General features: G+C 68.2%; 15 protein-coding genes, 3 tRNA genes, 2 pseudogenes and 1 riboswitch. Of the genes and pseudogenes, 8 read left to right on the top strand and 12 right to left on the bottom strand.

Annotated features, from left to right (window positions below; all coding sequences use genetic code 11):
- Positions 1 to 8 precede the first annotated feature (8 nt).
- Positions 9 to 1457, bottom strand: a complete 1449-nt coding sequence (locus ACZ6ZD_RS29660) for a glycine hydroxymethyltransferase (RefSeq protein WP_465677206.1) — start codon at positions 1455 to 1457, stop codon at positions 9 to 11.
- 28 nt (positions 1458 to 1485) lie between these two features.
- Positions 1486 to 1568, bottom strand: a riboswitch (ZMP/ZTP riboswitch).
- Positions 1566 to 3188: an acyl-CoA dehydrogenase family protein gene (locus ACZ6ZD_RS29655; RefSeq protein WP_465677205.1), complete on the bottom strand. Its 1623-nt coding sequence runs from the start codon at positions 3186 to 3188 to the stop codon at positions 1566 to 1568. It overlaps the preceding riboswitch by 3 nt.
- Positions 3189 to 3251: 63 nt before the next feature.
- Between ACZ6ZD_RS29655 and ACZ6ZD_RS29650 the strand changes: the two genes are divergently transcribed.
- From ACZ6ZD_RS29650 to ACZ6ZD_RS29640, 3 genes are all read left to right on the top strand, one after another.
- A complete protein-coding gene (locus ACZ6ZD_RS29650) occupies positions 3252 to 4301 on the top strand; it encodes a YihY/virulence factor BrkB family protein (protein WP_465677204.1) in 1050 nt (349 codons plus the stop codon).
- 146 nt (positions 4302 to 4447) lie between these two features.
- Positions 4448 to 5515, top strand: coding sequence for a ribosome small subunit-dependent GTPase A (rsgA, locus tag ACZ6ZD_RS29645; RefSeq protein ID WP_465677203.1), 1068 nt, complete (start codon positions 4448 to 4450; stop codon positions 5513 to 5515).
- A 16-nt stretch (positions 5516 to 5531) separates the two neighbouring features.
- A complete protein-coding gene (locus ACZ6ZD_RS29640; protein ID WP_465677202.1) occupies positions 5532 to 6275 on the top strand; it encodes an SDR family NAD(P)-dependent oxidoreductase in 744 nt (247 codons plus the stop codon).
- Between the two features lie 573 nt (positions 6276 to 6848).
- Here the strand turns inward: ACZ6ZD_RS29640 and ACZ6ZD_RS29635 are convergent.
- From ACZ6ZD_RS29635 to ACZ6ZD_RS29615, 5 genes are all read right to left on the bottom strand, one after another.
- Positions 6849 to 6920 (bottom strand) — tRNA-Val (locus ACZ6ZD_RS29635).
- Positions 6921 to 6933: 13 nt separating this feature from the next.
- Positions 6934 to 7004 (bottom strand) — tRNA-Cys (locus tag ACZ6ZD_RS29630).
- A 14-nt stretch (positions 7005 to 7018) separates the two neighbouring features.
- Positions 7019 to 7091, bottom strand: a tRNA-Gly gene (locus tag ACZ6ZD_RS29625).
- Between the two features lie 186 nt (positions 7092 to 7277).
- A complete protein-coding gene (locus tag ACZ6ZD_RS29620; protein WP_465677201.1) occupies positions 7278 to 8561 on the bottom strand; it encodes a salicylate synthase in 1284 nt (427 codons plus the stop codon).
- Positions 8558 to 10111, bottom strand: a complete 1554-nt coding sequence (locus ACZ6ZD_RS29615) for an SIP domain-containing protein (protein WP_465677200.1) — start codon at positions 10109 to 10111, stop codon at positions 8558 to 8560. The genes ACZ6ZD_RS29620 and ACZ6ZD_RS29615 overlap by 4 nt, the downstream gene beginning before the upstream one ends.
- Before the next feature lie 80 nt (positions 10112 to 10191).
- Between ACZ6ZD_RS29615 and ACZ6ZD_RS29610 the strand changes: the two genes are divergently transcribed.
- The 4 genes and pseudogenes from ACZ6ZD_RS29610 to ACZ6ZD_RS29595 all read left to right on the top strand — a co-directional run bounded on the left by ACZ6ZD_RS29610 (position 10192) and on the right by ACZ6ZD_RS29595 (position 16209).
- Positions 10192 to 11202: an ABC transporter substrate-binding protein gene (locus ACZ6ZD_RS29610; RefSeq protein ID WP_465677199.1), complete on the top strand. Its 1011-nt coding sequence runs from the start codon at positions 10192 to 10194 to the stop codon at positions 11200 to 11202.
- A 33-nt stretch (positions 11203 to 11235) separates the two neighbouring features.
- Positions 11236 to 14268: pseudogene (locus ACZ6ZD_RS29605) on the top strand (non-ribosomal peptide synthetase); the annotation flags it as partial.
- A gap of 72 nt (positions 14269 to 14340) precedes the next feature.
- Positions 14341 to 14754 (top strand): annotated as a pseudogene (locus ACZ6ZD_RS29600) (condensation domain-containing protein); the annotation flags it as partial.
- Between the two features lie 108 nt (positions 14755 to 14862).
- The gene (locus ACZ6ZD_RS29595; protein WP_465677484.1) at positions 14863 to 16209 is read left to right on the top strand and encodes a condensation domain-containing protein; all 1347 of its coding nucleotides are present in this window, start codon (positions 14863 to 14865) and stop codon (positions 16207 to 16209) included.
- Here ACZ6ZD_RS29595 and ACZ6ZD_RS29590 read toward each other — a convergent pair.
- From ACZ6ZD_RS29590 to ACZ6ZD_RS29575, 4 genes are all read right to left on the bottom strand, one after another.
- On the bottom strand, positions 16196 to 17770 hold the full coding sequence (locus tag ACZ6ZD_RS29590) for a (2,3-dihydroxybenzoyl)adenylate synthase (protein ID WP_465677198.1): 1575 nt from the start codon (positions 17768 to 17770) through the stop codon (positions 16196 to 16198). The two genes, ACZ6ZD_RS29595 and ACZ6ZD_RS29590, sit on opposite strands and share 14 nt — an antisense overlap.
- Positions 17757 to 19652, bottom strand: coding sequence for a condensation domain-containing protein (locus ACZ6ZD_RS29585; protein WP_465677197.1), 1896 nt, complete (start codon positions 19650 to 19652; stop codon positions 17757 to 17759). The genes ACZ6ZD_RS29590 and ACZ6ZD_RS29585 overlap by 14 nt, the downstream gene beginning before the upstream one ends.
- The gene (locus ACZ6ZD_RS29580) at positions 19652 to 21076 is read right to left on the bottom strand and encodes an AMP-binding protein (protein ID WP_465677196.1); all 1425 of its coding nucleotides are present in this window, start codon (positions 21074 to 21076) and stop codon (positions 19652 to 19654) included. Before ACZ6ZD_RS29580 ends, ACZ6ZD_RS29585 begins: the two co-directional genes overlap by 1 nt.
- 85 nt (positions 21077 to 21161) lie before the next feature.
- Positions 21162 to 22625: an MFS transporter gene (locus ACZ6ZD_RS29575; protein WP_465677195.1), complete on the bottom strand. Its 1464-nt coding sequence runs from the start codon at positions 22623 to 22625 to the stop codon at positions 21162 to 21164.
- Between the two features lie 102 nt (positions 22626 to 22727).
- On the opposite strand from ACZ6ZD_RS29575, the gene ACZ6ZD_RS29570 reads away from it, so the two are divergent.
- Positions 22728 to 23174, top strand: a complete 447-nt coding sequence (locus ACZ6ZD_RS29570) for a pyridoxamine 5'-phosphate oxidase family protein (RefSeq protein WP_465677194.1) — start codon at positions 22728 to 22730, stop codon at positions 23172 to 23174.
- Between the two features lie 613 nt (positions 23175 to 23787).
- Here the strand turns inward: ACZ6ZD_RS29570 and ACZ6ZD_RS29565 are convergent.
- Positions 23788 to 25536, bottom strand: a complete 1749-nt coding sequence (locus ACZ6ZD_RS29565; protein WP_465677193.1) for a DUF6119 family protein — start codon at positions 25534 to 25536, stop codon at positions 23788 to 23790.
- Positions 25537 to 25804 lie beyond the last annotated feature (268 nt).

Below are 25804 nucleotides of genomic sequence, written 5' to 3'. Positions count from 1 at the left end.
GTTGAACTTTACGCGAGCTCGAGGCCCGGGTAGAGCGGGTGCTTGTCGAGCATCTCGGCCGAGGCCGCGCGGGTCTTGTCGGCGACGCCGTCCCCGAGCGTGTACTTCGCCTTGGACGGCGCACCGGCCGCGGTCGTGGTCGGCGTGGTCGCGGACAGGACGTCGACGATCAGCTCGGCGACCTTGTCGAACTCGTCGGCGCCGAAGCCGCGCGTGGTCAGCGCCGGGGTGCCGATCCGGACGCCGGAGGTGTACCAGGCGCCGTTCGGGTCGCGGGGGACGGCGTTGCGGTTGGTGACGATGCCGGCGTCCAGCAGGGCGGACTCGGCCTGGCGGCCGGTGATGCCGTACGACGAGACGTCGAGCAGGACGAGGTGGTTCTCGGTGCCGTCGGTGACGAGCTTGACGCCGCGCTTCATCAGCCCCTCGGCGAGCGTGACGGCGTTGTCGGCGACGGCCTGGGCGTAGGTCTGGAACTCCGGCTGGCGGGCCTCGGCCAGCGCGACGGCCTTGGCAGCCATGGTCTGGCTGAGCGGACCGCCGAGGACCATCGGGCAGCCGCGGTCGACGGAGTCGGCGTACTCGGGCTGGCACAGGACCATGCCGCCACGCGGGCCGCGCAGCGACTTGTGCGTGGTCGTGGTGGTGACGTGCGCGTGCGGGACCGGGTCGAAGTCGCCGGTGAAGACCTTGCCCGCGACCAGACCGGCGAAGTGCGCCATGTCGACCATCAGCGTCGCGCCGACCTCGTCGGCGATCTCGCGCATCTTGGCGAAGTTCACCTTGCGCGGGTACGCCGAGTACCCGGCGATCAGCACCAGCGGCTTGAACTCGCGCGCGGCCGCGGCGACCTGGTCGTAGTCGAGCAGGCCGGTCTCGGGGTCGGTGCCGTAGGAGCGCTGGTTGAACATCTTGCCGGAGATGTTCGGGCGGAAGCCGTGGGTGAGGTGGCCGCCGGCGTCCAGGGACATGCCGAGCATGCGCTGGTCGCCGAGCGCCTTGCGGAGCTTGTTCCAGTCCTCTTCGGACAGGTCGTTGACGTGCTTGGCGCCGACCTCGGCGAGCGCGGGGGACTCGATCCGCTGCGCGAGGATCGCCCAGAAGGCGACCAGGTTGGCGTCGATCCCGGAGTGCGGCTGGACGTAGGCGTGCGGCGCGCCGAACAGGGCCTTCGCGTGGTCGGCGGCGGTCTGCTCGACGGTGTCGACGTTCTGGCAGCCGGCGTAGAAGCGGTGGCCGACGGTGCCTTCGGCGTACTTGTCGGACAGCCAGTTGCCCATCGTGAGCAGGGTGGCGGGGGAGGCGTAGTTCTCACTCGCGATCAGCTTCAGCGAGGAGCGCTGGTCGGCCAGCTCGGCCTTGATCGCGCCGGCGATGGTCGGCTCGACGGAGGCGATCACCTCGAGCGCGTTCTGGTAGGCCGCGGAGGCCTTGGCGGCGTCGAAGGGTTGAGTCATCGTTGTCTCTCCTGCGGTTGCAGTGGGTCGAAGGCACCCAGGCGCACGGTGCCGACGGTCTTCGCTCCCCGGTGGTTCTCCACCTTCAGCGCGCCAGTCGCTTCGCGCTCACCCTATCGTGCGCTCGACGATGTCCTGGAACGGCGTCGTCCGTGGAAGTGTCCCGAAGACGCCGCCCCAGGCGCCGCCCAGCCGGGAGCCCACGAACGCGTCCGCGACGGCGGGTGTCGAGTGTCGAATCAGTAGCGATGCCTGCAGGCACAGCGCCATCCGCGCGGCCAGTCGGCGCGCGCCCGCTTCGCCGATATCAGCCAGGCCTTGCAGGACGTCGGTCACCGCCGCGTCCAGCCGCTGGTCGGCCCCGCTCACCGTGCCCATTTCCATCAGCCAGGCTTCCAGCGACTCCGGCTTCCGCAGTGCCCGGAGCACATCGAGCGCGTTGACGTTCCCCGAGCCTTCCCAGATCGAGTTCAACGGCGACTCGCGGTAGAGCAGCGGCATCCCCGACTCCTCCACGAAGCCGTTGCCGCCCAGACACTCCAGCGCTTCCGCGACCAGGAACGAGGTCCGCTTCGTCACCCAGAACTTCGCGAGCGGCAGGGCGATCCGCCGAAAAGCCGTCTCTTGCTGATCCCCACCGACGGAGGCGTCGACGGCGGCGGCCAGGCGCATGGCGAGGGCGGTGGCGGCTTCGCTTTCGATGGCCAGGTCGGCGAGGACGTTCTGCATGGCGGGTTTGTCGGCGAGGAGGCCGCCGAAGGCGGAGCGGTGTCGGGTGTGCCAGACGGCTTCGACGAGGGCTCGGCGTTGGAGGGCGGCTGAGCCCAGGACGCAGTCGAGGCGGGTGGCGGCGACCATTTCGATGATGGTGCGGACGCCGGCGCCTTCGGGGCCGAGTCGGTGGCCGACGGTGGAGTGGAACTCGACTTCGCTGGAGGCGTTGGAGCGGTTGCCGAGTTTGTCCTTGAGGCGTTGCAGGGCGAAGGTGTTGCGGTTGCCGTCGGCAAGAACGCGGGGGACGACGAAGCAGGTGAGCCCGTCGGGCGCCTGGGCGAGGACGAGGAACAGGTCGACCTGCGGCGCGGAGCAGAACCACTTGTGCCCGTCGAGCAGGTACTCGTCGTCGCCGCCGGACGGCGTGGCGGTGGTCAGGTTGGCGCGCACGTCGGAGCCGCCCTGCTTCTCGGTCATCCCCATCCCGGCCAGGACGCCGCGCTTGGCCGCGCCCGGCAACCGGCGTACGTCGTACTCGGTCGAGGCCAGTCGCGGCGCCCACTCGGCGGCCAGCGCCGGCGATGCCTGGAGGGCGGGGACGGCGGCGTACGTCATCGAGATCGGGCAGCTGTGGCCGGGCTCGACCTGGGACCAGACGTAGAACCCGGCGGCACGGGTCAGGTGCGGGTTCGGCCGGGTGCTCGTCCAGGGCGCGGCCTGGAGGCCGAAGCCGACGGCGCGCTCCATCAGCCAGTGCCACGACGGGTGGAAGTCGACCTCGTCGATGCGGTGCCCGTAGCGGTCGTGGGTGCGCAGGGCGGGTGGGTGCTGGTTGGCCGGGAGAGCGTGGGAGAGCGCTTCCTCCGATCCCGCGAGCGCTCCGATCCGGGTGAGTTCCGGGTCGGCGGCGAGGTCGGCGTAGGGCCGCAGCGCGTCGCCGAGCGGCGCGTCGCGGGTGAAGAAGTTCACGCCGTGCAGTGGGGGAGCCTGGTTCGTTACAGCGTTTGGGTCCGCCATATCAGTACGGTAAGCGGTATGGCGCGTTCAGGGGCAGGACCCAGCAGTGGGAGCTCCCTCTCATTGGCATGGGTCCGGAAGATCCCCACGACGACGTGGCGGCTGATCACCCAGACGGTCGGGGTGTGTCTGCGCTACCGCGTCACCGGGCTGGCCGCGGAGGGAGCGTTCTTCGCGATTCTCTCGCTGCCGCCGCTGATCTTCGGGCTGGCCGGCAGTATCGGTTTCATCGCGACGCGGTACTTCCAGGTCGAGACGATCGAGGAGATCAAGCTCCAGATCGCGGAGCTCGCGCAGAGAGCGCTCACCGACGACTCTGTGAACAGCGTGATCGTCCCGACGCTGAACCAGGTCCTGAACGGCGGCCGCCCGGATGTGATCTCGATCGGTTTCGTGCTCGCGCTGTGGTCGGGCAGCCGGGCGCTGAACGTGTTCGTCGACACGATCACGATCATGTACGGGATGGGCGGTAAGCGCGGGATCGTCCGGACGCGCGCGCTGTCGTTCACGCTGTACTGCGTCGCGCTGGTGATCGGCGTGATCGTGCTGCCGCTGGTGCTGGCCGGGCCGGACGCGGTGGACGCGATCCTCCCGGCGCGGCTGGACTTCCTGAACCAGCTGTACTGGCCGGTCGTGACGATCCTGTCCGCGGGCTTCCTGAACACGCTCTATCACGTGTCGGTGCCGGTCCGGACGCCGTGGGTGTCGGATCTGCCGGGCTCGTTCCTGGCGCTGTCGATCTGGATCCTGGGCAGCTTCGTGCTGCGCTGGATCCTGCAGAGCACGGTCGGCGGGACGTCGATCTACGGGCCGCTGGCGGCGCCGATCGCGGTGCTGATGTGGTTGTACATGACGGCGATCGCCGTCCTGATCGGGGCGGCACTGAACGCGGTCGTGAACCGGCTCTGGCCGGCGCGTAAGCGGGAGCCCGCGCTGCCGCCGCTCGAGGGCGAGCGGGAGCCGGTGATGAAGGCCGAGGCGGAGCCGCACCACGAGCTGACGCCGGTCGAGGAGGACACCCGGCCGGAGGTCGCGGCGGCGGAGTCGATCGAGCGGCTGGCCGAGCCGGTCGAGTCCGAAAATCCGGTGCGCACGACGAACCCGACGACATAGGCTGAGGGCATCGCGACTACCGGTTGTCGAACTTCTGGAAGGGAGGCACTGCCATGAGCCACTTACCGGCCGCACGGGCCGTGGTCTCCCTTACTGTCCGTCCGCTGAGCTGATCTCGCGGCCGGACCCTCCGAAAGGTTCGCCGCATGTCTTCCACACTTCAGGCTCTGGGGCTCGACAGTTCCACGGCCGATGTCTTGCAGTCTTCCCCGGCCGAGCTGGTGCCGGGTCGCGTCGCCCGGGTCGACAAGGGCCTGGCGACGGTTCTGACCGAGGACGGTCCCGTCCGCGCGACGTGGTCGGGTGCGTTACTCGGCGCCATCGCGGGTGATCCGCACGCGATGCCCTGCACCGGGGACTGGGCACTACTCCGGCGCTGGCCGGACGACCGGATCACGGTGGAGTCGCTGCTGCCCCGGCGGACGGCGATCGTCCGCGCCGAGGCGAGCGGTACGTCGAAGGGCCAGGTGCTGGCCGCGAACGTCGATGTCGTCGCGATCGTGGTCGGTCTGCATCCGGAGCCGAACATCGGCCGGATCGAACGTTTCCTCGCGCTCGCGTGGGAGAGCGGCGCACGGCCCGTCGTCGTCCTCACCAAGTCCGACCTGGTCGGCGACGGCGAGGCAATCGCCGAGGACGTGGCGATAGCCGCGCCAGGCGCCGACGTACTGCTCTGCAGTACAGCGACCGGCGAGGGCGTCGACGCCGTCCGCGAGCTAGTCGCCGGCGATGCAACGCTGGCCCTCCTGGGTTCCAGCGGCGCAGGAAAGTCATCCTTGGTGAATGCGCTGGCCGGTGTCGAGTTGCTGGACGTACAGGCAATCCGCGAGGACGGCAAAGGCCGGCACACCTCCGTACGGCGCGAGCTGATCGTCTTGCCATCCGGTGGCGTCGTCATCGATACACCCGGACTCCGGGGAATCGGTCTACAAGACTCGGGCGACGGCCTGGCAGCCGCCTTCCCCGACATCACCTCGCTGGCCGAAGTCTGCAAATTCAAGGACTGCGCACACGAGACAGAACCCGGCTGCGCCGTTCAGGCCGCCCTGGCAGAAGGTTCCCTGCCCTACCGGCGCTACGACAGCTGGGTTCGCCTCCGTCGCGAGGCGGCCTACATGGCGCGCCGCTCGGACGCGCGCCTGCAAGCCGAGACCAAGAAAGAGTGGGTCCGCGCCAGCAAGTCCTACCGCCGCGACTCAAAGCCACGGTTGTAATGACAAAATCGATCCCATGGATCGCGCCGTACTGATCACTGGAGCTTCCCGCGGCATCGGTGCCGCAGCCGCCCGGACTTTCGCCGCGGACGGCGACCGCGTCGCCGTCCACTACGGCTCGTCACGCGCCGCAGCAGAAAAAGTACTCGCCGAGCTCCCAGGCACCGGACACACTCTCGTACAAGCCGACCTCGCAGACGCCGACGCCGTCGAACAAATGGTGAACAACGCCGCAGCCGCCCTAGGCCGAATCGACGTCCTCATCAACAACGCCGGCGTCTACCACTCACACCCCATCCGCGACACCACCTACGCCGAATGGCAGCAAGCCTGGACCGACACCCTCGCCGTCAACCTCCTCGGCCCCGCCAACACCACCTGGTGCGCCCTCCGCCACATGCCCCGCGGCGGCCGCATCATCAACGTCTCCTCCCGCGGCGCCTTCCGCGGCGAACCCAACCAACCCGCCTACGGCGCCTCCAAAGCAGCTCTCGTCTCCTTCACCCAATCCCTAGCCAGAGCCCTAGGCCCAGACGGCATAGCCGTAACCGCCCTAGCCCCCGGCTGGACCACCACCGACATGGCCGCCCAAAACCTATCCGGCCAAGGCCTCACCCGCCGCTCCGCCGAAAGCCCCCTCAACCGAGTAGCCACCCCCACCGAAGTAGCCGCCGCCCTCCACTACCTAGCCTCCCCAGCCGCCGAATTCGCCACCGGCACAGTCCTAGACTTCAACGGCGCCTCCCACCTCCGCATGTAACAACCCCCCAACACACGACCACCAGCAAGTCACCAGCACCGCCCACCCCGCCCCCACCAACGAGCGAAGCGAGTCGTCACCCCCCGACCGCCGCCGCCCAGCGAAGCAGGTAACCAGCGACCGCCCACCCCAGCCACCACCGACGAGCGAAGCAAGTCGTCGGCGAAGCACCCAACCCCGCAACAACAGACGAGCGGCAGCGAGTGATCAGCACCCGCTCAACCCACCCCCCACCAACGAGCGAAGCAAGTTGTCAGCGACCGCCCAACCTGACGCCCACCGACGAGCGAAGCGAGTTGCGGCGTCCACCCACCCCGACCACCGCCGACGAGCGAAGCGAGTTGTCAGGAACCGCGGAAGCCAACCACTGCCGACGAGCGGAGCGAGTTGTCGGCGACTGCTCAACCCAGCCACCGCCGACGAGCGAAGCGAAGTCGTGCGACGAGCGAAGCGAAGTCGTGGGGGGTGCGGGTGGCGAAGCCCCCGCAACGCGGCAAGCGAAGCGCAGCCGCACAAATGACGAAGGCGACCCGGTCTGCGCTCTCCGCAGACATGGGTCGCCTATCGCCTTCGTGGACGATACTGGGATCGAACCAGTGACCTCTTCCGTGTCAGGGAAGCGCGCTACCGCTGCGCCAATCGTCCGAGATTGTTCTCGAGGTGGAGACGGGATTCGAACCCGTGTACACGGCTTTGCAGGCCGTTGCCTCGCCTCTCGGCCACTCCACCAGAGTGGGTTTCCGAGCGGACGACCGGGCTCGAACCGGCGACCTTAACCTTGGCAAGGTTACGCTCTACCAACTGAGCTACGTCCGCACTACAACCGGTTTGGTGTTCTCCGGTGCGAGAAGAACAGTAGCGGATTTTGCCCGCTCCCCAAAACCGGATTCGACCCCGTCCAGAACGAAATTTATTTCCACTCAACACGCCGACGACGCGCTGGTGAAGATGCCCACAACACGGCCGGAACGGACGTGGTCCCGGCCGTGCGGTGAGCCGGCGTCAGTCGACGACCGCGAGCTGCCGGGCCGGGACCAGGAAACGCGAGACGCTCCGCAGCTTCTCGCGGGTTTCTTCCAGCTCGCGCTCGGGTGTGGACTGCGCGACGATGCCCGCGCCGGCCCGCAACCACGTCTTCCCGTCGCGCCGGAAGATGCTGCGCAAGACGAGTGCCGCGTCGATCGCGCCGTCCGGGTCGACGGTCAGGACGGCGCCGCTGTACAACCCGCGTGGTTCGGCCTCGGTACGCCGAATCAACGCACAGGCAGGCGCTTTCGGGATGCCGGACGCCGTCACCGCCGGGAACAGCGCCGCGAAAGCGTCCCAGCTCGTGCGTTCCGGTGTCAGCGATCCGGCGAGCTGTGAGGCCAGATGCTGAACGCTGCCGCGTTCCTTGACGCTCATGAAGTCCTCGACGCGGACCGACGACGGCGTGCAGACGGTCTCCAGCTCGACCGCGGCCAGCCGGACGGAGATCGCGTGCTCAAAGACCTCCTTGGCGTCGCGATACAGCTCGGTACGTCGTTCAAGGTCGGCCGCGTCATCGCCGAAGAACGCGCGCGTCCCGGCCAGCGGTTGCGTCACCACGTGCCCATCGGCGCCGACCTGGACGACGATCTCCGGGCTGAACCCCAAGACCTCCCAGCCGTGCAGTCGCAGCAGGAACGACCGCGCCGGGCTGTTCGCGAGCCGCCCGGTCACATACGTCGTGGCCAGGTCAATGTCCTCCGGCACCGGCACGACCCGCGACAAGATCACCTTGTCCAGCGCCCCGGACCGGATCTCGGCGATGCCGGCCGCAACCTCGGCCTGGTAGCTGTCGGCGTTGAACCGGTCGACATCCACCTCGACCCGATCCGCGGTCGTCTGGATCGCGCCCGGGACAACCGCGTCGGCGAGCCGGGTTTCGAGGACGTCGAGCTCGGCCGGATCCAGGGCCCGCAACAGTGCGACGCCGTCCGCGATCCGCACCTCGCGCCGCGGGATCATCAGCGTGATCGCGTCGGCGGCCGGTACGTCGTCCAGTCCGTGCAGCGCGTACGACAACTCGAACGTCGCCCAGCCGTAGGCGCGCCAGCCTTCGACGTCGACCGCGGCGAGCCGCTCGGACACGATCGGCAGTGGCTCGTCGGTCCGGGCGATCACGGTCGCGTAGGCGCCTTCGCCCCAGCCGATCGCGCCCTGGTTCTCGTAGAGCACGTTCTCTTCGGTCGAGGTGGCCGCGAGGCTCGCGGCCACTTGGAGGGGATCGACCGACAGCTCGATCTGGCGCTCGGCGTATCTCACTGCGCTTCTCCTTGTTTCGGGCGGTTCCAGTAGCCGAGTACGCAGACCTGTTCGCGGGAGAGGCCGCGTTCGTTGACCAGGTGTTTGCGCAGGCTCTGGATCAGCAGGGACTCCCCGCCGCCCCAGACCTGACCGCGGCCGGCGGGGAACTCCAGCGCGCGCACGGTGTCCTCGATCATCGTGCCGACGCCGGGTTCGCGGTCGCCGCGGAAGATCCAGTGCGTCTCGACGGCGCCGAGGTCGAGCTGCTCGGCTTCGTCGCGGACTTCGATGACGGCCGCGGCCCGGAGTCCGTCCGGCAGGGTTTCGGCGATCGCCGCGATCGAGGGCAGTGCGGTCTCGTCGCCGGCGAAGAGGACCCAGTCGGCGCTCGGGTCCGGGACCCAGTGCACGCGGCTGCCGCCGAAGCCGATCCGGTCGCCGGGCTCGGCGACCGCGGCCCAGACTGCCATCCGGCCGTGCTCGCCGTGCAGGAAGAAGTCGGCGGTGAGGCGGTCGCCGTCGAGTTCGCGGATGGTCAGGTTCGCGGTGTGCTGGCGGCCGGCGTCGGCGGGGAAGCGCCAGCGTCCGGTCTCGGGCAGGACGACGTCGTCGGCGTCCTCGGCCGGCCAGATCACGGTGATCGTCTCGGCCGGCTGAAGCGGTTCGAGTGCCGGGGCGTCGACCCGGAAGTGGATCCGGCGCATCAGCGGGGAGAGTTCTTCGGTGGATTCCACCTCGAGGTGGCCGACCGACAGCGGGAAGCGGCGGACGGCGGCCTGGGTCACTGCCGGGCGGCGGGCGATGATCCGGGCGTTGTGCGGGTGCAGCGCGTTGGCGCTGATCAGGGCGTAGATGACTTCGTCGATGAACTTGTCGGCGTCGTCGCCGAGCGCTTCGGCCTGGCTGTGGAAGGCCGCGGCCTTCAGCCCGCGCCGGAGCGCTTCGAGGTCGTTGCCGGCCTCGGGGGTCTGCAGGTCGGTCTCGAGATGCAGGATCTCGAGGCCTTCGGCTTTGAGCAGGTCCGCGACTTCGTCGTGCGGGTGCTGGTAGCTGCTGAAGGGCGCGTCGGCCAGCCGTGATTGCCAGGCCGGTTGCGCGATCACGGAGTTGACGACGTCGCGGAGCGCGAAGCCGTCGGAGCGTAGTTGCGCGCAGCTCCACTGCAGGACGACCAGGCCGCCGGGTGTGGTGGCCCGGGCCATCGCGCGCAGGGCGGTGCCGGCGTCGTGCAGCCAGTGGATCATCCAGGACGAGTGCACGACCTGGAAGCTGTTCGCGGGCAGTGTCAGTTCGTTGGCGTCCTGGACGGATGCTTCGACGGGCAGCCCGGCGCAACGTTCCAGGGTCGCTTCGACCATGGAGGCCGAGTAGTCGTTCGCGACGACCTCGAAGTTGCGGAAGGCCATCGCGTGGGCGAGCTCACCGGAGCCGCATCCCACGTCGGCGAAGCGGCCGCCGGAGTGCAGATGTGCTCCGGCCAGCATGAGCGCTTCGAGGCTGGTCAGGAGCTGACCCGAGTTGCCGGACTGATACGGATCGGCGCGCCACGGGCGGGGACGGTCGGTCACCAGTGATTCTCCTCATAATTAGGTAAGGCTGCCCTAACTATCGATTGACTGAGGACCGGAAAGCAAGGTTAGCCTTACCTATGCTTTCAAAGTCACACGGTCGGGTTGCCCGCGCCGCACTCGCCGTCTCCGCCGTGCTCGCACTCGTCCCGGCCTGTTCCTCCTCCGACGCGGCCACGCCGCCGGACCAGCCCGCCGCGTCGTCGGCGCACTTCCCGGTCACCCTCGACAACGCGTTCGGGACGGCGACGATCAGCAAGAAGCCCGAACGCGTCGTCGTACTCGGCTGGAACGACCTGGCCGTCGCCTCCGCGCTCGGCGCGCCCGTCGTCGGCGCGGTCAAGTACTTCGACCCGGCCGACCCCAACCTGCCCTACGTCAGCACCAAGTACGGCGCCGACGTCCTCGGCCTCGACGCCGCCGAGCTCAACCTGGAGAAGGTCGCGTCGTACCGGCCAGATCTGATCCTGGCCGTCACCAGCAACCAGCTCGACAAGGCCAAGTACGCCAAGCTCAGCGAGATCGCCCCGACCGTCACCTACGTCAAGGGCCTGTACGGCGCGACGATGGAGGAGGAGACCGAGCTGATCGGCAAGGCGCTCGGGACGCCGGACGAGGCCAAGAAGCTGGTCGACGACGCGCACGCGAAGGTCGAGGCGGTCAAGAAGGAACTGCCCGGACTGGCCGGCAAGTCGTACCTGTTCGGTCAGGCCCGGGGGACCGTGCTGCCGCTCGTGGTCGGCAAGGACAACCTGTCCACGAAGTTCATGAACTCGCTCGGCCTGAAGGTTCCGGACGAGTTCGCGAACGCCTCGACCAGCGACCAGCTCGCCCCCGGGACGATCGGGATCAGCTACGAGCAGGCCACCAAGCTGGACAGCGCCGACGTGCTGTTCATGACGTTCGCCGGCGCCGCCGATCAGCAGACGTTCGAGAAGAACCCGATCACCAGCAAGCTGAAGGTGGTCACCGAAGGCCGCTACCAGGCGACCAAGATCAGCGCCGCGCAGCTGCTGCAGGCGCCGAACGCCGCCGGTGTCGGCTGGCTGCTCGACGAGCTGAAGCCGACCCTGGCCAAGGTCGGCTCCTGAGTGGCCGGCGTCGAGACGCGTCGGCAGGAGCTGATGCGGCGCAAGCTCGCCGCCCGAGGTGTGTCGGCCGCGCGGGGTGTCATCCCCGCGCGGCCGGCGGGCCCGCTTCCGCTGTCCCACGCCCAGGAGCGGATGTGGTTCTTCCACCAGCTCGACCCGGCCGCTTCGGCGTACAACGTGTGCGTGTTGTGGCGGTTGACCGGCGCGCTCGACACCGGTGCGCTGCGCCGGGCGTTCGAGCTGCTGGCTGAGCGGCACGAGGTACTGCGGACGGTGTATCCGGTCTCGGACGCCGGGGTGCCGACGCAGGTGGTGCTGGACTCGTTGCCGCCGGAGTGGATCGAGCTCGACGGGACCGAGGAGTCGTTGCAGCGGATCGCGTTCGAGGCCGGGCGCGCGCCGTTCGATCTGACGTCGCGCAGTCCGCTGCGGCTGGTGCTGGTTCGGCTGCCGGAGTCGCATGCGCTGGTGATGGTCGGTCAGCACATCACCTGGGACGGTCCCGCGTTCGGCATCTTCTCCCGCGAGCTCGGTGTCCTGTACGCCGGTCTGGTGGGCGGCAGCCCGGAGAGCAGCCCGGAGAGCGTCACAGAGAGCGCTCTCCCTGCGCTCCCGCTGCAGTACGCGGACTTCGCGGCCTGGCATCGGGAGCGGTGGACGGCCAATCGCGACGAGGCGCAGCTGGAGCACTGGCGGAGAGCGCTCTCGCCGCGTCCCGAGCCGGTCGAGATCCCGACCGATTTCGAGCGCACCGCGACGGTGACCGAGGACGGCGGCTGGCTGGTCCGGTCGCTGTCGCCGGCGCTGACCGCACGGCTGACCGACTTGGCCGCGGGGGAGCAGGCCACGCCGTTCATGGTGCTGGTCGCGGGGATCGCCGTCCTGCTCGGCCGCTACGCCCAGGCCGACGACATCACCATCGGGACCGTCACCCAGAACCGCGAAGAGCCTGGTCTGTCGACACTGATCGGGAACCTCGGCAACACGGTACCGCTGCGCGTCGACCTGAGCGGCCGGCCGACGTTTCGCGAGTTGCTCGACCGGGTCCGTCAGACCTGCGCGGGGGCCTACGCGAACGCCGACGTCCCCTTCGACCTGCTGCTTGACGAGCTGAAGGTCGATCGCCGGCTCGGCCGGACGCCGCTGTTCGACGTCACGGTCATCTTCCTGGCCCAGGACATGGCCGGTCCGCAGCTGCCGGGCGTCGACGTCCAGTGGGAGAAGTTCCACAACGGGACGTCGCAGACCGATCTGTCCTTCGACGCGTTGCTGAAGGACGGGCAGCTGCACCTGCAGGCGACCTACCGGACGGCGCTGTTCCGCGAGGAGACCGTCCGCCGGTTGCTGGCCCGGCTGGAGCTGATGTTCGTCCAGGCCGTCGAGCAGACCGATCGGCGGATCGACGAGTTCGATCTGCTCCTCGAAGGTGAGCTCCGGTACGTCGATCGGACCCGTCCGCTCGAATCCGACACCGTGGTATCGCTGTTCGAGCGGCAGGCCGAGCTGTCGGCGGAGCATCCGGCGGTGGTCGATGGAGAGCGCTCTCTGACGTTCTCCGAGCTGAACGCCCGCGCCAACCAGTTGGCGCGCTATCTCGTCGATCGCGGTGTCGGTCCGGAGCGGATCGTGGGGTTGTCGCTGCCGCGGTCGGTGGACTTCATGATCGGGATCCTCGGCGTCCTCAAAGCCGGTGGCGCCTACCTGCCGATCGACCCGCGCTACCCGCTGGCGCATCGCGATCACGTGCTGGCCGATGCGGCGCCGGCCCTCGTGCTGGAGTCGCTGCCGGAGCTGGACGGGCCGACGCACAACCTCGACGTCGCGGTCCGGCCCGAGCATCCGGCCTTCGTCATCTACACCTCGGGTTCGACCGGTCGCCCCAAGGGCGTCCTCGCGCTGCATGGCGGTCTGGTCAACCTGTTCCACAGCCATCGCGCCGAGCTGTACTCGAACCTGCCTGGTCGCGGCCGGGTCGGGCATGCCTGGTCCTTCTCGTTCGACGCGTCCTGGCAGCCGCAGCTGTGGCTGCTCGACGGCCACGCCCTGCACGTCTTCGACCACGACACGTACGCCGACCCGCAGCGGCTCGCTGAGCGGATCACCGCCGAACGCATCGACTTCATCGAGCTCACCCCGAGCCTGCTGGCCGAGACGCTGCGCTGGTTGCCCGAGCAGCCCGCCGTCCTCGGCTTCGGCGGTGAGGCTGTCACGCCCGCGCTGTGGCAGCGGTTGCGGGGGAGCGCTGCCTTCAATCTCTACGGACCGACCGAATGTACGGTCGATGCCCTCGTGGCCCGGGTCGACGACAACGGCCCGGCTGTCGGTCACCCGGTCGCCGGTTCGCGCATCGCCGTCCTGGACACCGCGTTGCAGCCGGTGCCGCCTGGTGTGCCGGGGGAGCTGTACATCTCCGGCGCCGGTCTGGCGCGCGGCTACCTGAACCGGCCCGGTCTGACGGCTTCGCGGTTCGTCGCGGATCCCTTTGGGCCGCCGGGTTCTCGGTCGTATCGGACCGGTGACCTGGTGCGCTGGCGGGTCGACGGCGAGCTGGAGTTCCTCGGCCGTGCCGATGACCAGGTCAAGATCCGTGGTTTCCGGGTTGAGCCTGGTGAGGTCGAGGCCGCGCTGGCTCGCGTCACCGGACTGCGGTCCGTGGTCATCGTTCGCGAGGACCGGCCGGGTGTGAAGCAGTTGGTCGGCTATGTCGTCGGCACGGTCGACAACGGTCCGATCCGGGACCGGCTCGCCGCCGAGCTCCCGGATCACCTGGTGCCGAGCGCGGTCGTGTCGCTCGACGAACTGCCGCTGATGCCGAACGGCAAACTGAACGCGAAGGCCCTCCCGGCCCCCGTCGTCCAGACCTCCTCCCGGGGTGCGAGCACCCCTGCGGAGCAAGCGCTGGCCGAGGTGATGGCCGAGGTTCTGGGTCTGCCTGCGGTCGGCGTCGATGACAGCTTCTTCGACCTCGGTGGCGACAGCATTCTCGCCATCCAGCTGGTCAGCCGGGCTCGTAAGGCCGGCTTCACGTTCACGCCCAAGGATGTTTTCGACCGCCGTACCGTGGAACGCCTGGCGACCACCGCGGCTGCCGACGTCACCCACGAATCCGGTATCGGTGACGTCCCGTTGACGCCGATCATGCGCTGGCTGGGCGACATTCGGTACTCGACCATGGCCGTCGTCGTCCGCGTTCCGGCACTGCAGTTGTCCGAGGTTGCCCGGGCGCTGGATCGAGTCGTCGCCCGCCACGACATGCTTCGCGCCCGGTGGGCCGGCGACCGGCTGGTCGTACCTGCCGAAGCGCGCCCGGTCGAGGCTGTGGCCGCCGTGGAGATCACGCCTCAGACCGTCCGCGACGCCGTCGACCGGCTGAGCCCGGAGGATGGCGTGATGCTCACGGCGACCCTCGCCGGCGACCGCTTGCTGTTGGTCGCGCACCATCTGGTCGTCGACGGCGTCTCCTGGCGGATCATCATCAGTGATCTGCAGAACGCGCTCTCCGGCGAAGATCTGCTTCCGGTGCCGGTCTCGTTCCGGCGCTGGGCAACCGAGCACGCCCAACGCCCACTCGCCGAGCTGACGAGTCACGCACCCGCCAAGGTGTACACAGTTGGCGAGGCGAGCCAGACCACGACTCGCCATCCGCGCGCATCCGCGGAGATGCTGCAGGCGGCGCTCGTGTGGGCGGGCGCGCGATGGCGTCCAGGGAGCGTGATCGACGTCGAAGGTCACGGCCGTTCAGGCGCGCTCGACCTGTCACGGACGGTCGGTTGGTTCACCTCGCTGACACCGGTCGTGGCCTCCGATGAGCTGGCCGCGGCGTTCGCGCCGCTACCGCCGGTCGCGTCGCCGGGTGGGCAGATCGGGTTCAACTACCTCGGCCGATTCGACGAGACCGGGGCCGACTGGGAGCTGGTCCCGGACCTGTCGCTGGTCGACGTCCGGACGCCGCTCAAACACGACGTATCGGTCACGCTCGTTGCTCAGGGCAATCAGATTGTCGCCTACTGGGCGTGTGTCGAGGATGCGGCTGAGCTGATCACGGCGTTCGGGGAAGCGCTCCACGAGCTGACGGCCCTGGGCGAGGTCCATCCGTTGACGCCGTTGCAGGCCGACCTGCTCGAGTGGTCGAAGTCCGATCCGGAGTCGTTCACGACCAGGTCGTCGTTCCGCGTCCCCGGTCTGAACGCCGAGAGAATGCAGAGAGCGCTCCACCAGGTGGTTGCTCGGCATGCGGCGCTGCGAACCCACTTCCTGGACGGCGTCGCCGTCGTGACCCGGGACCAGTCCAGCCTGCTCACGTTCGGGATCGACGGCGATCGGCTGACGATCGAATCACACCGGGCGCTGCTCGACGGCTGGTCGGTCCCGATCGTCCTCGGCGATCTGCTCGCGCTGTACGAGGGCCGCGAGCTGGGCGACGTCGTCCCGTTCCGTGCACACCTGAGCTGGCTGGCGCAACAGCACTCGACCGAGTGGGAAGAGCTGCTGGACGGCGCCGTCCCGACGTTGCTCGCGCCGGGAGACGCGCGTGAGCGTTCGGTCGATCTGTGGGGTGAGGCGCCGATGGCGACGAGCGCCCAGGTGCAGGCCGCGTGGGCCGACGTCCTGCGGATGTTCACCGGGCAGGACGACGTCGTGTTCGGTGCGACCGTGTCCGGCCGCTCGCCGGAGGTCCCCGGGGTCGAGCAGATCGTCGGGCTGCTGATCAACACCGTCCCGGTCCGGGCCCGGGCGGGCGAGCCGCCCGTGCTGCCGGCGTTCCACCACGGCCGGATCAGCCGGCCCGACCTGTTCGACACGCTGGTCGTCTACGAGAACTTCACCGGCGCCGACACCGCCCTGCTCGACGCCGAGTGGGACGACGCCCTGCACTATCCGGTCGGCCTGTTCGCCTACCCGGGCGCGACGCTCCGGCTCCGGATCGCACACCGCCCGGACGTGGTCTCCCACGCCCGGGCGGAACAGCTCATGTCGATGCTGACGGCGATTCTCAGAGCTGGCTGAGCACGGCCTTCTTGTCGATCTTGCCCACCGCCGTCACCGGAAAGGTGGGCAGGATCGCAAGCCGGTCCGGCAGCTTGAACCGGGCCAGCCCCCGCTCGGACAGGAACGCCTTCAGCTCCTTGAGCTTCGGCGCGGCGGCGTCCGGTGCGAGCACGATCGTCGCGCAGACGATCTCCCCGAGCGTCACGTCCGGGACGCCGATCACCGCGGCCTGCGCGACCGCTGGATGGGTGAGCAGATGGTCCTCGAGCTCACCGGCCGAGACGTTCTCGCCGCCGCGGTTGATGACGTCCTTGATCCGGCCCTCGACGATCAGGTGGCCGCTCGGCAACCGGCGGACCAGATCGCCCGAGCGGTAGAACCCGTCCGGCGTGAACGCGGTCGCGTTGTAACCGGGCACCCGGTAGTAGCCGCGCAGCGTGTACGGACCGCGGGTCCACAGCTCGCCGACCTCGCCGTCCGGTACGTCGTTCCCGTCCCGATCGACGACCCGGACCTCGTCGTACGCCGACAGCGGCCGGCCCTGCGTCGTCGTGACGAGGTCGTCGGCATCGTCGAGCCGGGTGTAGTTGAGCAGCCCTTCGGCCATCCCGAAGACCTGCTGCAGCGTCGTGTTCAGCTTCGGAGCGACGAGTTTGGCCAGCTCGACGTCCAGCTTCGCGCCGCCGACCTGCAGGAGCCGTAGCGACGACAGATCGCGCTGGTCCCACTCGAGGGTGTCGATCCAGAGCCGGACCAGCGGTGGGACGAGCGCGGTCACCGTGACGCGTTCGCGTTCGATCAGCTCGAAGGTCACATCCGGCGACGGCGCCGGTGCCATCACGACCCGACCGCCCACGCCGAGCGTCCCGAGCAGGCCCGGGCACGCGAGCGGGAAGTTGTGCGCGGCCGGGAGGACGGCGAGGTAGACGTCGTCCGCGGTCAGCGCGCAGACCTCGGCGCTGGCCCGCGCGTTGAAGGCGTAGTCGCGATGGGTGCGCGGGATGAGCTTGGGTTTGCCGGTCGTCCCGCCGGAGATCAGCAGGACGGCGACCTCGCCCGGATCGATCGCGGGCAGGTCGCCCGCCGGTTTCGGTACGTCGGCCAGCGCGGTGTACGGCCCGGGGTCGCCGGCGACGAACACGTGCTCCGGCGTCGGGATCGCGGCTGCGAGGGTGCGGTAGTCGAAGCCGCTGTCGTGATCGGGGACGAAGTACGCGACGGCGTTCGAGTGCGTGACGAAGTGCTCGATCTCGGTCCGGCGATGCGCGGGCAGCGCGAGCACCGGGACGATCCCCGCGCGCAGCAGCCCGAACAGGACGACCGCGAAGGTGGCGGTGTTCGGCAGCTGGACGACGACGCGGTCGCCCGGCTTCAGGCCGCGCGCGAGCAGACCGGTCGCCAGCTCGTCGGCGCGCCGGTCGAGTTCGGTGTAGCTGAGCCGTTCGGGTCCGGCGACGATCGCGGTCGCATCACCGCTGCGGGCGGCCCAGTCGCGCAGCAGCTCGCCGAGGGTCTCGTCTCGCCAGACTTCGGCGTACTTGTCGGCGAACTCGGCCGGCCAGCGCTCAACGCCCTCCATCGACGTCCTCCAGCGCGGCCGCGACGTCGTCGTCGGACAACGCCTCGATCTCCAGGTAGATCTCGGCGACCTGCGCGAGCCGGCCCGCGTCGTCCTCGGCGTCGAGCATCTTGGCGGCCAGGCCCTCGACGGTCGGCGCGGCGAAGAGCATCCGCACCGAGACGCCGGTGGTGTCCAGGCTCTCGCGGAGCGAACTGATCAGCGCGGTCGCGAGCACCGAGTCGCCGCCGATCGCGAAGAACTCGTCGGTCGCGCCGACCTGCGCGAGGCCGATCACCTTGGCCCATTCGAGCGCGATGACCTTTTCCAGGTCGGTGCGCGGCTCGACGTACTCGCGCGCGGCCCGCGGCGTGGTCACGATGCCGGTCTCGGCGCTGGCCTGGGAGATCTGGTCCCAGGCGGCGTCACCGGTGAGCGCCTGGATCTGCTCCTCGAAGGCGCGGAACATCGCGTCCAGGACGCCGTCCGGGAACTGTTCCTCGCGGGTGTCCCAGTTGACCAGGATGCCGCCGTCCACCTCGGTGATCTGGGCGTCGAGGAGGACCTGCGGGCCCTGCGAGACGATCCAGACCGGCTTGCCGAAGGCTGCTTCGACCTTGGGGTCGAAGAGTTCGCCGAGCCCGAGGGCGCTGGTGAAGACGACGGGCGCGAACACCTGCGCGCCGGTCCGCCGGGTCAGGTCCCGCAGGACCGCGACGCCGGTGTGGTCGGCGTGGGCCGCGTCGGTGTGCATCTGCGCCTGAAGTGCGCGGGCGCGCTCGGTGAACGACGCGGGCGTCCGCAGGTCCACTTCGAGCATGACCGAGCTGCTGAAGTCGCCGACCACGTCGCCGACGGCGGGGTGCAGCGGCTCGCGGTCGAACAGCGGGACGTTGAGTAGGAAGTGCGGCGTCGTACTCCAGCGGCCGATGACAGTGGCGAACGCGGTCGCGACCACCATCGCCGGGGTGAGACCGCGGCGTTTCGCGGCGTCGACGAGTTGGCCGCGCTCGGCGGCGTTGATCGTGAAGTGCCGGCGGGCGACGCGTGGTGCGCCGCCGGTGCCCGGGGCGAAGGTCGGCGCGCCGGGGAGCGTGTCGAGGCGGTCGTGCCAGTAGCGCACGGACTCGGGCCGAGCGGGCGACTTGGCCAGCCGGTACTGGTGGTAGCTGTAGGCAACGGGCGCCGGGTCGGCGGCCGGGTCCAGGTAGAACTGGGCGAGCTCGGCGAGCAGGATGCGGTAGCTGACGGCGTCCGCGACGACCATGTCGATGTCGAGGTGCAGCCGGGTGCGGCCGGCGCCGAGCAGGCTGAGCTCGGCCGAGAAGACCTGGCCGGCCTCGATGTCGAGTCGTTGGTGGGACAGGCGCTCGCGGATGGCGTCGAGGTCGGGCGTTTCGTGGAGCTGCAGGCCCGGCCACGGCGACTCCGGCAGGACGACCTGCGCGCCGTTGTCGGTCAGCCGCGCGCGCAGCATGTCGTGCCGCCGGACGAGCTTGGCGAAGGCGGCCTGCAGTCGCGCCGGGTCGACGTCCGTGCCGTCGAACTCGGTGTAGAGGTGCGCCGCGACGCCGCCGAGGTGCTGGCCGTCCTCGCGGCCGACCCAGTACGCGTACTGCATGGTGCCGAGCGGGAACTCGGCGTCCGCGTCGACGTCCTGCTCCTGGGGTGCCTGGGCCGCGGCCGCGCTGCCGGGCAGGAGCTGCTCCCAGGCCCGCAGTGTCGGTTCCGCGGCGAGGGCGGCGAAGTTGACCTCCAGACCCGCCCGCCGCCAGTCGTTCACCAGCTTCATCAACGCGATCGATTCCAGGCCCAACTCGAACAGGTTCGTGTCGGGCGCGATCGCCGCGGGTTCCTCCTCGACCAGATCCGCGATCGTCTGCCGAAGGTCCACCGTGTCCATCAACCTCTCGCTTCTGCCAGCTTGCGGCGGAGCAGTTCCCCACGCCGATCGACGCTGCCCTGGGTCGGCGCGGGCAGCGCGGCGCGGTCGAGTTTGCCGTTGGCCGTCAACGGAAGTCGTTCGAGTTCGATCACCCGGGCCGGCACCATGTGCGCCGGGAGCACCTTGGCGAGCTCTTCGCGCACGGCCCGCGCCGCGCCGACGACGTACGCGATCAGCTGCCCGTCGCGCACGATGACGGTCGCGTCGGCGACGCCGGGGGAGTCGAGCAGGGCGGCGATCACCTCGCCGAGCTCGATGCGGAAGCCGCGGATCTTCACCTGGTCGTCGGAGCGGCCGGCGAACCGCAGCTCGCCCCCGGCACGGACGGCGAGGTCGCCGGTGCGATAGCGGCGGACGCCGTCGGCGCCCGCGACGAAGCGGGTGGCGGTGAGCCCGGGCCGGCCGAGATAGCCGAGCGCGAGCTGGCTGCCGCGGACGTAGAGCTCACCGGTGACGCCGTCCGCGACCGGCTCCAGGCGCTCGTCGAGCAGGTCGAGCTCGAGGCTGGGCAGGGCGTCGCCGATCGGGCTGCCCTCGTTCTCGGCGCCCAGGCGCAGGAAGGTGACGTGGACCGTGGTCTCGGTGATGCCGTACATGTTGACCAGCTCGCAGGCCGGGTAGCGCTTGCGCCACGGGCCGAGCCGGGCGACGTCCAGCGCCTCGCCGCCGAAGACGACCGTCCGGACCTGGAGGTCGCCGCGGTCGGCCTGCATCACCTGGTAGAAGGCGGTCGGGGTCTGGGACAGGACGGTCACGGTCTCGGCGCGCAGGAGCTCGGCGAACGACTCCGGCGCCCAGGCGACCTCCTTGGGTACGACCACCACCCGGCCGCCAGTTAAGAACGCGCCCCAGATCTCCCATACCGAGAAGTCGAAGGCGGTCGAGTGGAACAGGGTCCACACGTCGTCGGGGGTGAAGCCGAACCGGGGGAGCGCGGCGTCGAGCAGCGCGATCACGTTCGCGTGGGTGACCGGGACGCCCTTGGGTTTGCCGGTCGAGCCCGAGGTGTAGATCACGTACGCGACGCCGTCGGCGCGGCTCAGGTCGATCGGCTCACCCGGCGCGGCCGGCACCTGATCGAGGACGACGCGGGGTCCGGCGTCCTCGACCATGAACGCGATCCGTTCGGCCGGATACGCCGGATCCATCGGCAGGTAAGCAGCCCCGGCCTTCAGGACGCCGACCAGCGCCACCACCAGGTCGAGCCCGCGCGGCAGGCACAACCCGACCAGCTCACCGGGCCGCACCCCGCGCGCGATCAGCTCCCGCGCGACGCCGTCCGCTCGCGCCTCCAGCTCCCGATAACTCAGCCCCACACCCTCGAAACTGACCGCGACCGCCTCCGGCGTCCGCACCGCCTGCGCCCGCAACGCATGCGTCAACGTGGTACTCAGTCCCCACCTCCAGGTTAAGTTAGCCTAACCTAACTTGGAGATTCGGACCCTGTCCACCGGGGGTTGCCCGGTCTCAAGAACTGCGGATGCGGCTGAACACCGCGACGGCCACCAGTAGGGTCAGCGCGGCCGCGACCGAGGCGCTGATGCCGAATCCGGTGGCGAACGCCGCGCGGGCCGCTGCGAGCAGTGGGGCCGCTTCGGTTGCTGGCAGGTGCGCTGCCGCCTCGACGGCGCCGCTCAGCGTGTCGCCCGGTGCGCCGTCCAGCTCGGCTCGATAAGTGGCCGCGATGATGCTGCCGAGGATCGCGATCCCTAACCCGCCGCCGAGCTGCGGTGCGGTGGAGGCGATCGCCGAGGCCGCGCCGGCGCGATCCGGGGGAGCGTTGCCGATCATGACCGACGTGGCCAGCGCCATCATCGGGCCCAGGCCGGCCGAGATGATCGTCATCGCGCCGACCAGGAAGGGCAGCGGGGTGCCGGGGCCGACCTGTGTGAGCAGCGCGAAGCCAACCGTCGCCAGCAGCATCCCGGCGCCGATGACCCGGCCGGGCGCGACCCGCCGCGCCAGCCTGGTCGCACCGAGCGAGCCGACGATGACTCCGATCGCGGGCGGCGCCGTCCACAGTCCGGCGGTCAGCGGGTCGAGGCCGGCCACGAGTTGGAGGTACTGCGCGATGGCGTAGTTCGTGCCCCAGAGGACGAAGATGCCGAACATCAGCGTGACGGCCGCCGTACTGAACGCCGCGTTGGCGAACAGCCGCAGATCGAGCATCGGATCCGCGAGCCGCCGCTGACGGCGTACGAACAGCACCCCCGCGGTCAGCCCACCCGCGACCCCGGCGAACGACGACAGCGACGGACCCGCGGTCGCGAACTGCTTGAGCCCGTAGACGAGCCCGAGCACCGCCACGACCGACCACGCGGCACTGGCGACATCCAGACGCCGTCCACCCGGCGCCTTGTGCTCAGGCAAGGTCAGCGGACCGACCACCAGTAGCACCAGCATCAACGGAATCGGCAGCAAGAAGGCCGAACCCCACCAGAACCGATCCAGCAGCCACCCACCGATCAACGGACCGATCGCCGTCCCCGCCGAGACCGCGGCAACCACGATCCCGACCGCCTGCGTCCGCTGCCGCGCCTCGGTGAACAACGCCACCGCCAGCGCCAGCACCGACGGCATCAACGTCGCCCCGGCCACCCCGAGCAGCGCCCGTACGACGATCAGCACCTCCACACTCGGCGCGTACGCCGCCACGACCGACAGCCCACTGAACGCGAACGCCCCACCGAGCAACAGGCGCCGCCGTCCGATCCGATCACCGAGCGCACCCATCAACACCAGCGTCCCGGCCAGCAAAAACGCATACCCGTCGACGACCCACAGCAACTCGGCCGACGTCGCCCCGAACTCCCGCCCGATCGCCGGCAACGCCAGATGCGTGATCGTCAACTCCAGCGACGCCAGCACCGCCGGCAACACCAACACCGCGAGCCCGACCCACTCCCGCCGTCCAGCCTCCGAAGAACCCATACCCGGCATCCTCAAACCTCAACAAAACTTGAGGTCAACCGCCACTCACTCGGCGCAATCTCCCCACCGCACCGTCACGCCTGCCTGTGAAACCGTGTCCCCATGACCACGCCCGCGCCCCCACGCTCCCGCGCCGTCCGCAAACGCGACACCCTGCACCGCCTCACCCACGACGTCGACGCCTGGGTAGCCACCGCCTCTCCCGAAGGAACGCCGTACCTGATGCCCCTGTCCTTCCTCTGGACCGGCGACCACCTCTTCCTCGCCACCGCCGAAACCAACCCCACCGCCCAGAACCTCCGCCACAACCCCCACCTCCACCTAACCCTCGGCACCCTCCGCGACGTAGTCCACCTCACCGCCACCGCCGACCCCATCCAACCCACCCCCACCCAAGCCGCCGCCTTCGCCACCAAAGCCGGCTTCGACCCCCGCCCCCTCCCCAACTACCCCTTCATCCGCGCCACCCCCACCAAAATCCAAGCCTGGCGAGAATCCAACGAACTAAAAAACCGCCTCCTAATGCAAAACACCCTCTGGCTCCCCTAACCCACCCCAAACCCAAACTCAACCCGCCACCCACCCCAGCCACACCCAACGAGCAAAGCGAGTCGTCCCCAAACCACCCACCCCGGTAACCCCCGGCAGCGAAGCGAGCCATCGGCAACCGCCCAACCCAGCCACCGCCGACAAGCGAAGCGAAGTCGCAGGGGGTGCGGGTGGCGAAGCCCCCGCAACGCGGCAAGCGAAGCGCAGCCGCACAAATGACGAAGGCGACCCGGTCCCCGCTTTCCGGGGACACGAGTCGCCTATCGACTTCGTGGACGATACTGGGATCGAACCAGTGACCTCTTCGGTGTGAAGGCGGATCTTCCGTACCAGTGGATGCGAAACCGTCCACTGACGCCTGCGCCAGCTCCGCATGCACTCGCAATGGAACCCCGATAACCACCCCGCTCGCTGCTTCTTCGCTGCCTATCAAGCCTGCGTCCCTAGTGCGCGGTCTGGGCCCGCGAGTGGCAGTGCGCTTTGGTCGACGCGCATCCGAGCCGGTAAAGAACGGTTGTCACTCGGCTAGACAGTCGCGCCGCTCGCGCGTGCTCAGGGACATCTTGAGTGCGACGGGCGAATCTAGATCCTCACGCGCGCTGGCGGGCCAGTCCTACGTTGCTTCGACAACCTCCACCCATGTGATTTGCAGCTTCGCCTGCGCCTCTGCGCTACCAATTTGGCGAAATTGCTTATCTAGCGAGACGATCTCCATCCGAGCTACGCTAGATTTGAAACTACTCAGGGCCGAATCGCTAACCTTGACTTTGGTCCCATAAGCCACCACGTATGTCCGAGGCTGCTCGAACAGGGACAAGAACTCATCTTCCGGAACGCTTGTTCGCCCTTTTGCGACAAGACGCTTATGATGCTCGCGTAACTTGGCGCGGGTTCCGACGCGCAAGTCATTCTCAATCATTTGCGCTGAATTGATAACTTGCGAACGAACATCCCTAACCTTCACGTCAAAGCCGCGTTTGACATGGATAATGTAAGTATTCTGGCCATCTGATGCAAGGCCGTCGAATAGCTCGACGTTGTCGGTTAGTATCTTGTCGCCGTTGATGAAGAAACGATCCGCTACGGCTGACTTATTGTACTCACCTTCGTCGACAGCTGCATTCCATTCCCGCAGACCCAAGTCGGCAGATTCCACGTCGCGGTCCTTCATGATAGCCAAGAAGTCTTTCGTCACCTGTTCGATATAAGCGCCATCAACCTCATACCATTTGCCAGATAGGAGGAAGTAGGTCTTGTTCTCATGGCGCAACTCGCCGTGAAGGTGACTCAATAACGGGCCGCTCGTATTGAACAGCAGGCCGTAATCAGAATTTTCAGTACGAATCGAAACCGAGCTAAAGTTCTTGCCCAGGTCAGACTCGTCGATCTCCATGCCGTCAACGATGGCTTTCAGGCCAGGGGGGCTGTTGTCTTCGTAGATCGGCTTTCTGCCTTGAGTCACCACGTACTCGGTAGCGTTGTCGTACATAGATGCGTCGATGTGCGACACGGCCAAGTTGGCGTAGTCGTGATCGATGAATATCCTCTGGGCGAGTGCCAATCGAAGATCGGAAATCAGGTCCTTCTTCTTGCGCGGATTCAGCACTTTGATAGCGTCAAGAGCGCCCCAGCCATCGTCGATCGGCAACGGGGATTCCGCCTTCGTCGCGAGCCATTGGATCAGTTCGAGAATCTTCTCTGGCTTCTCGATTCGTGGCCCGAGCTTTATTGAAGCACTTACGTCGAGTCGAACTTTGCTCTTCTTTCCAAACACGGAGACAAGTTCACTATCGCTCAACACTTCATCCCGAACTTGACCGCTTAATGCAGTCCACACATTGAAGAGTGACTCGGTGTAAGTAATTCGGCGAGGATCCCGAAAGTGGATGTTGCTCGCCAATGCGTCACCGGTAATTTGACTGGAACGGGCGCCTTTTACTTCTGGTTTAGCGATGCGCCGTCCGACGTCGATCGGAAACGAAATATCGATGAACCGCTCAAAGACAACGAAGGCCTGGCCTGAGGTGTAAGCATATAGATCGTCACCAATAGTCAGGAAGCAGACTAAATGCTGCATCTCGTTGTAAATGTCGTCTAGCTCGATACCTGACCCGTTGAAGAACTTCACCCATGCGCTCAAGTTCGGCCGGGCAATCTGATTTCGATACAGGTCGAACTTAGCGCCAGCAATCTTGGCGGACCCCTGAATCTTATAGGCGGCAGGGCCACCCTTGCTCTTGTTGTAATCAGCAACAATCAACTCGTGGAGATCGGGCACCTTGCTACCTTCGCCCAAGAGCTCCGTTGCCGAATCCACGTCGACCTTATAAATCGGCGTGATGATGCCTGCTTTGGCCCCCACGTCATCCCCCTACCCAGAATGCTTTGATCAACCCAGCGGACGCACTAAAACACGTCCGATTCCACCCCGGTAGTCGACTATGCACCGATCACGCTCTGTTGCCAAGACCTGAGTCTGACTGATCCTGAGTTCAGGAGTCGTGAGGCAAACGCGCCTCTACTGGAGTTGGCCGAATACCCAACTCCAGTCGAAGGCTTTCGCGGCTGCTTCCCCCCCCGAAGGCACTGGGCTGAGGGATGTGCACGAGCCGCTCTGTGGATCAAGGATC

The sequence above is a fragment of the Kribbella sp. NPDC104218 genome, from assembly GCF_055584105.1.
Note: the sequence above shows the minus strand (reverse complement) of the source record. Positions and strands in the feature narration are given on the sequence as shown.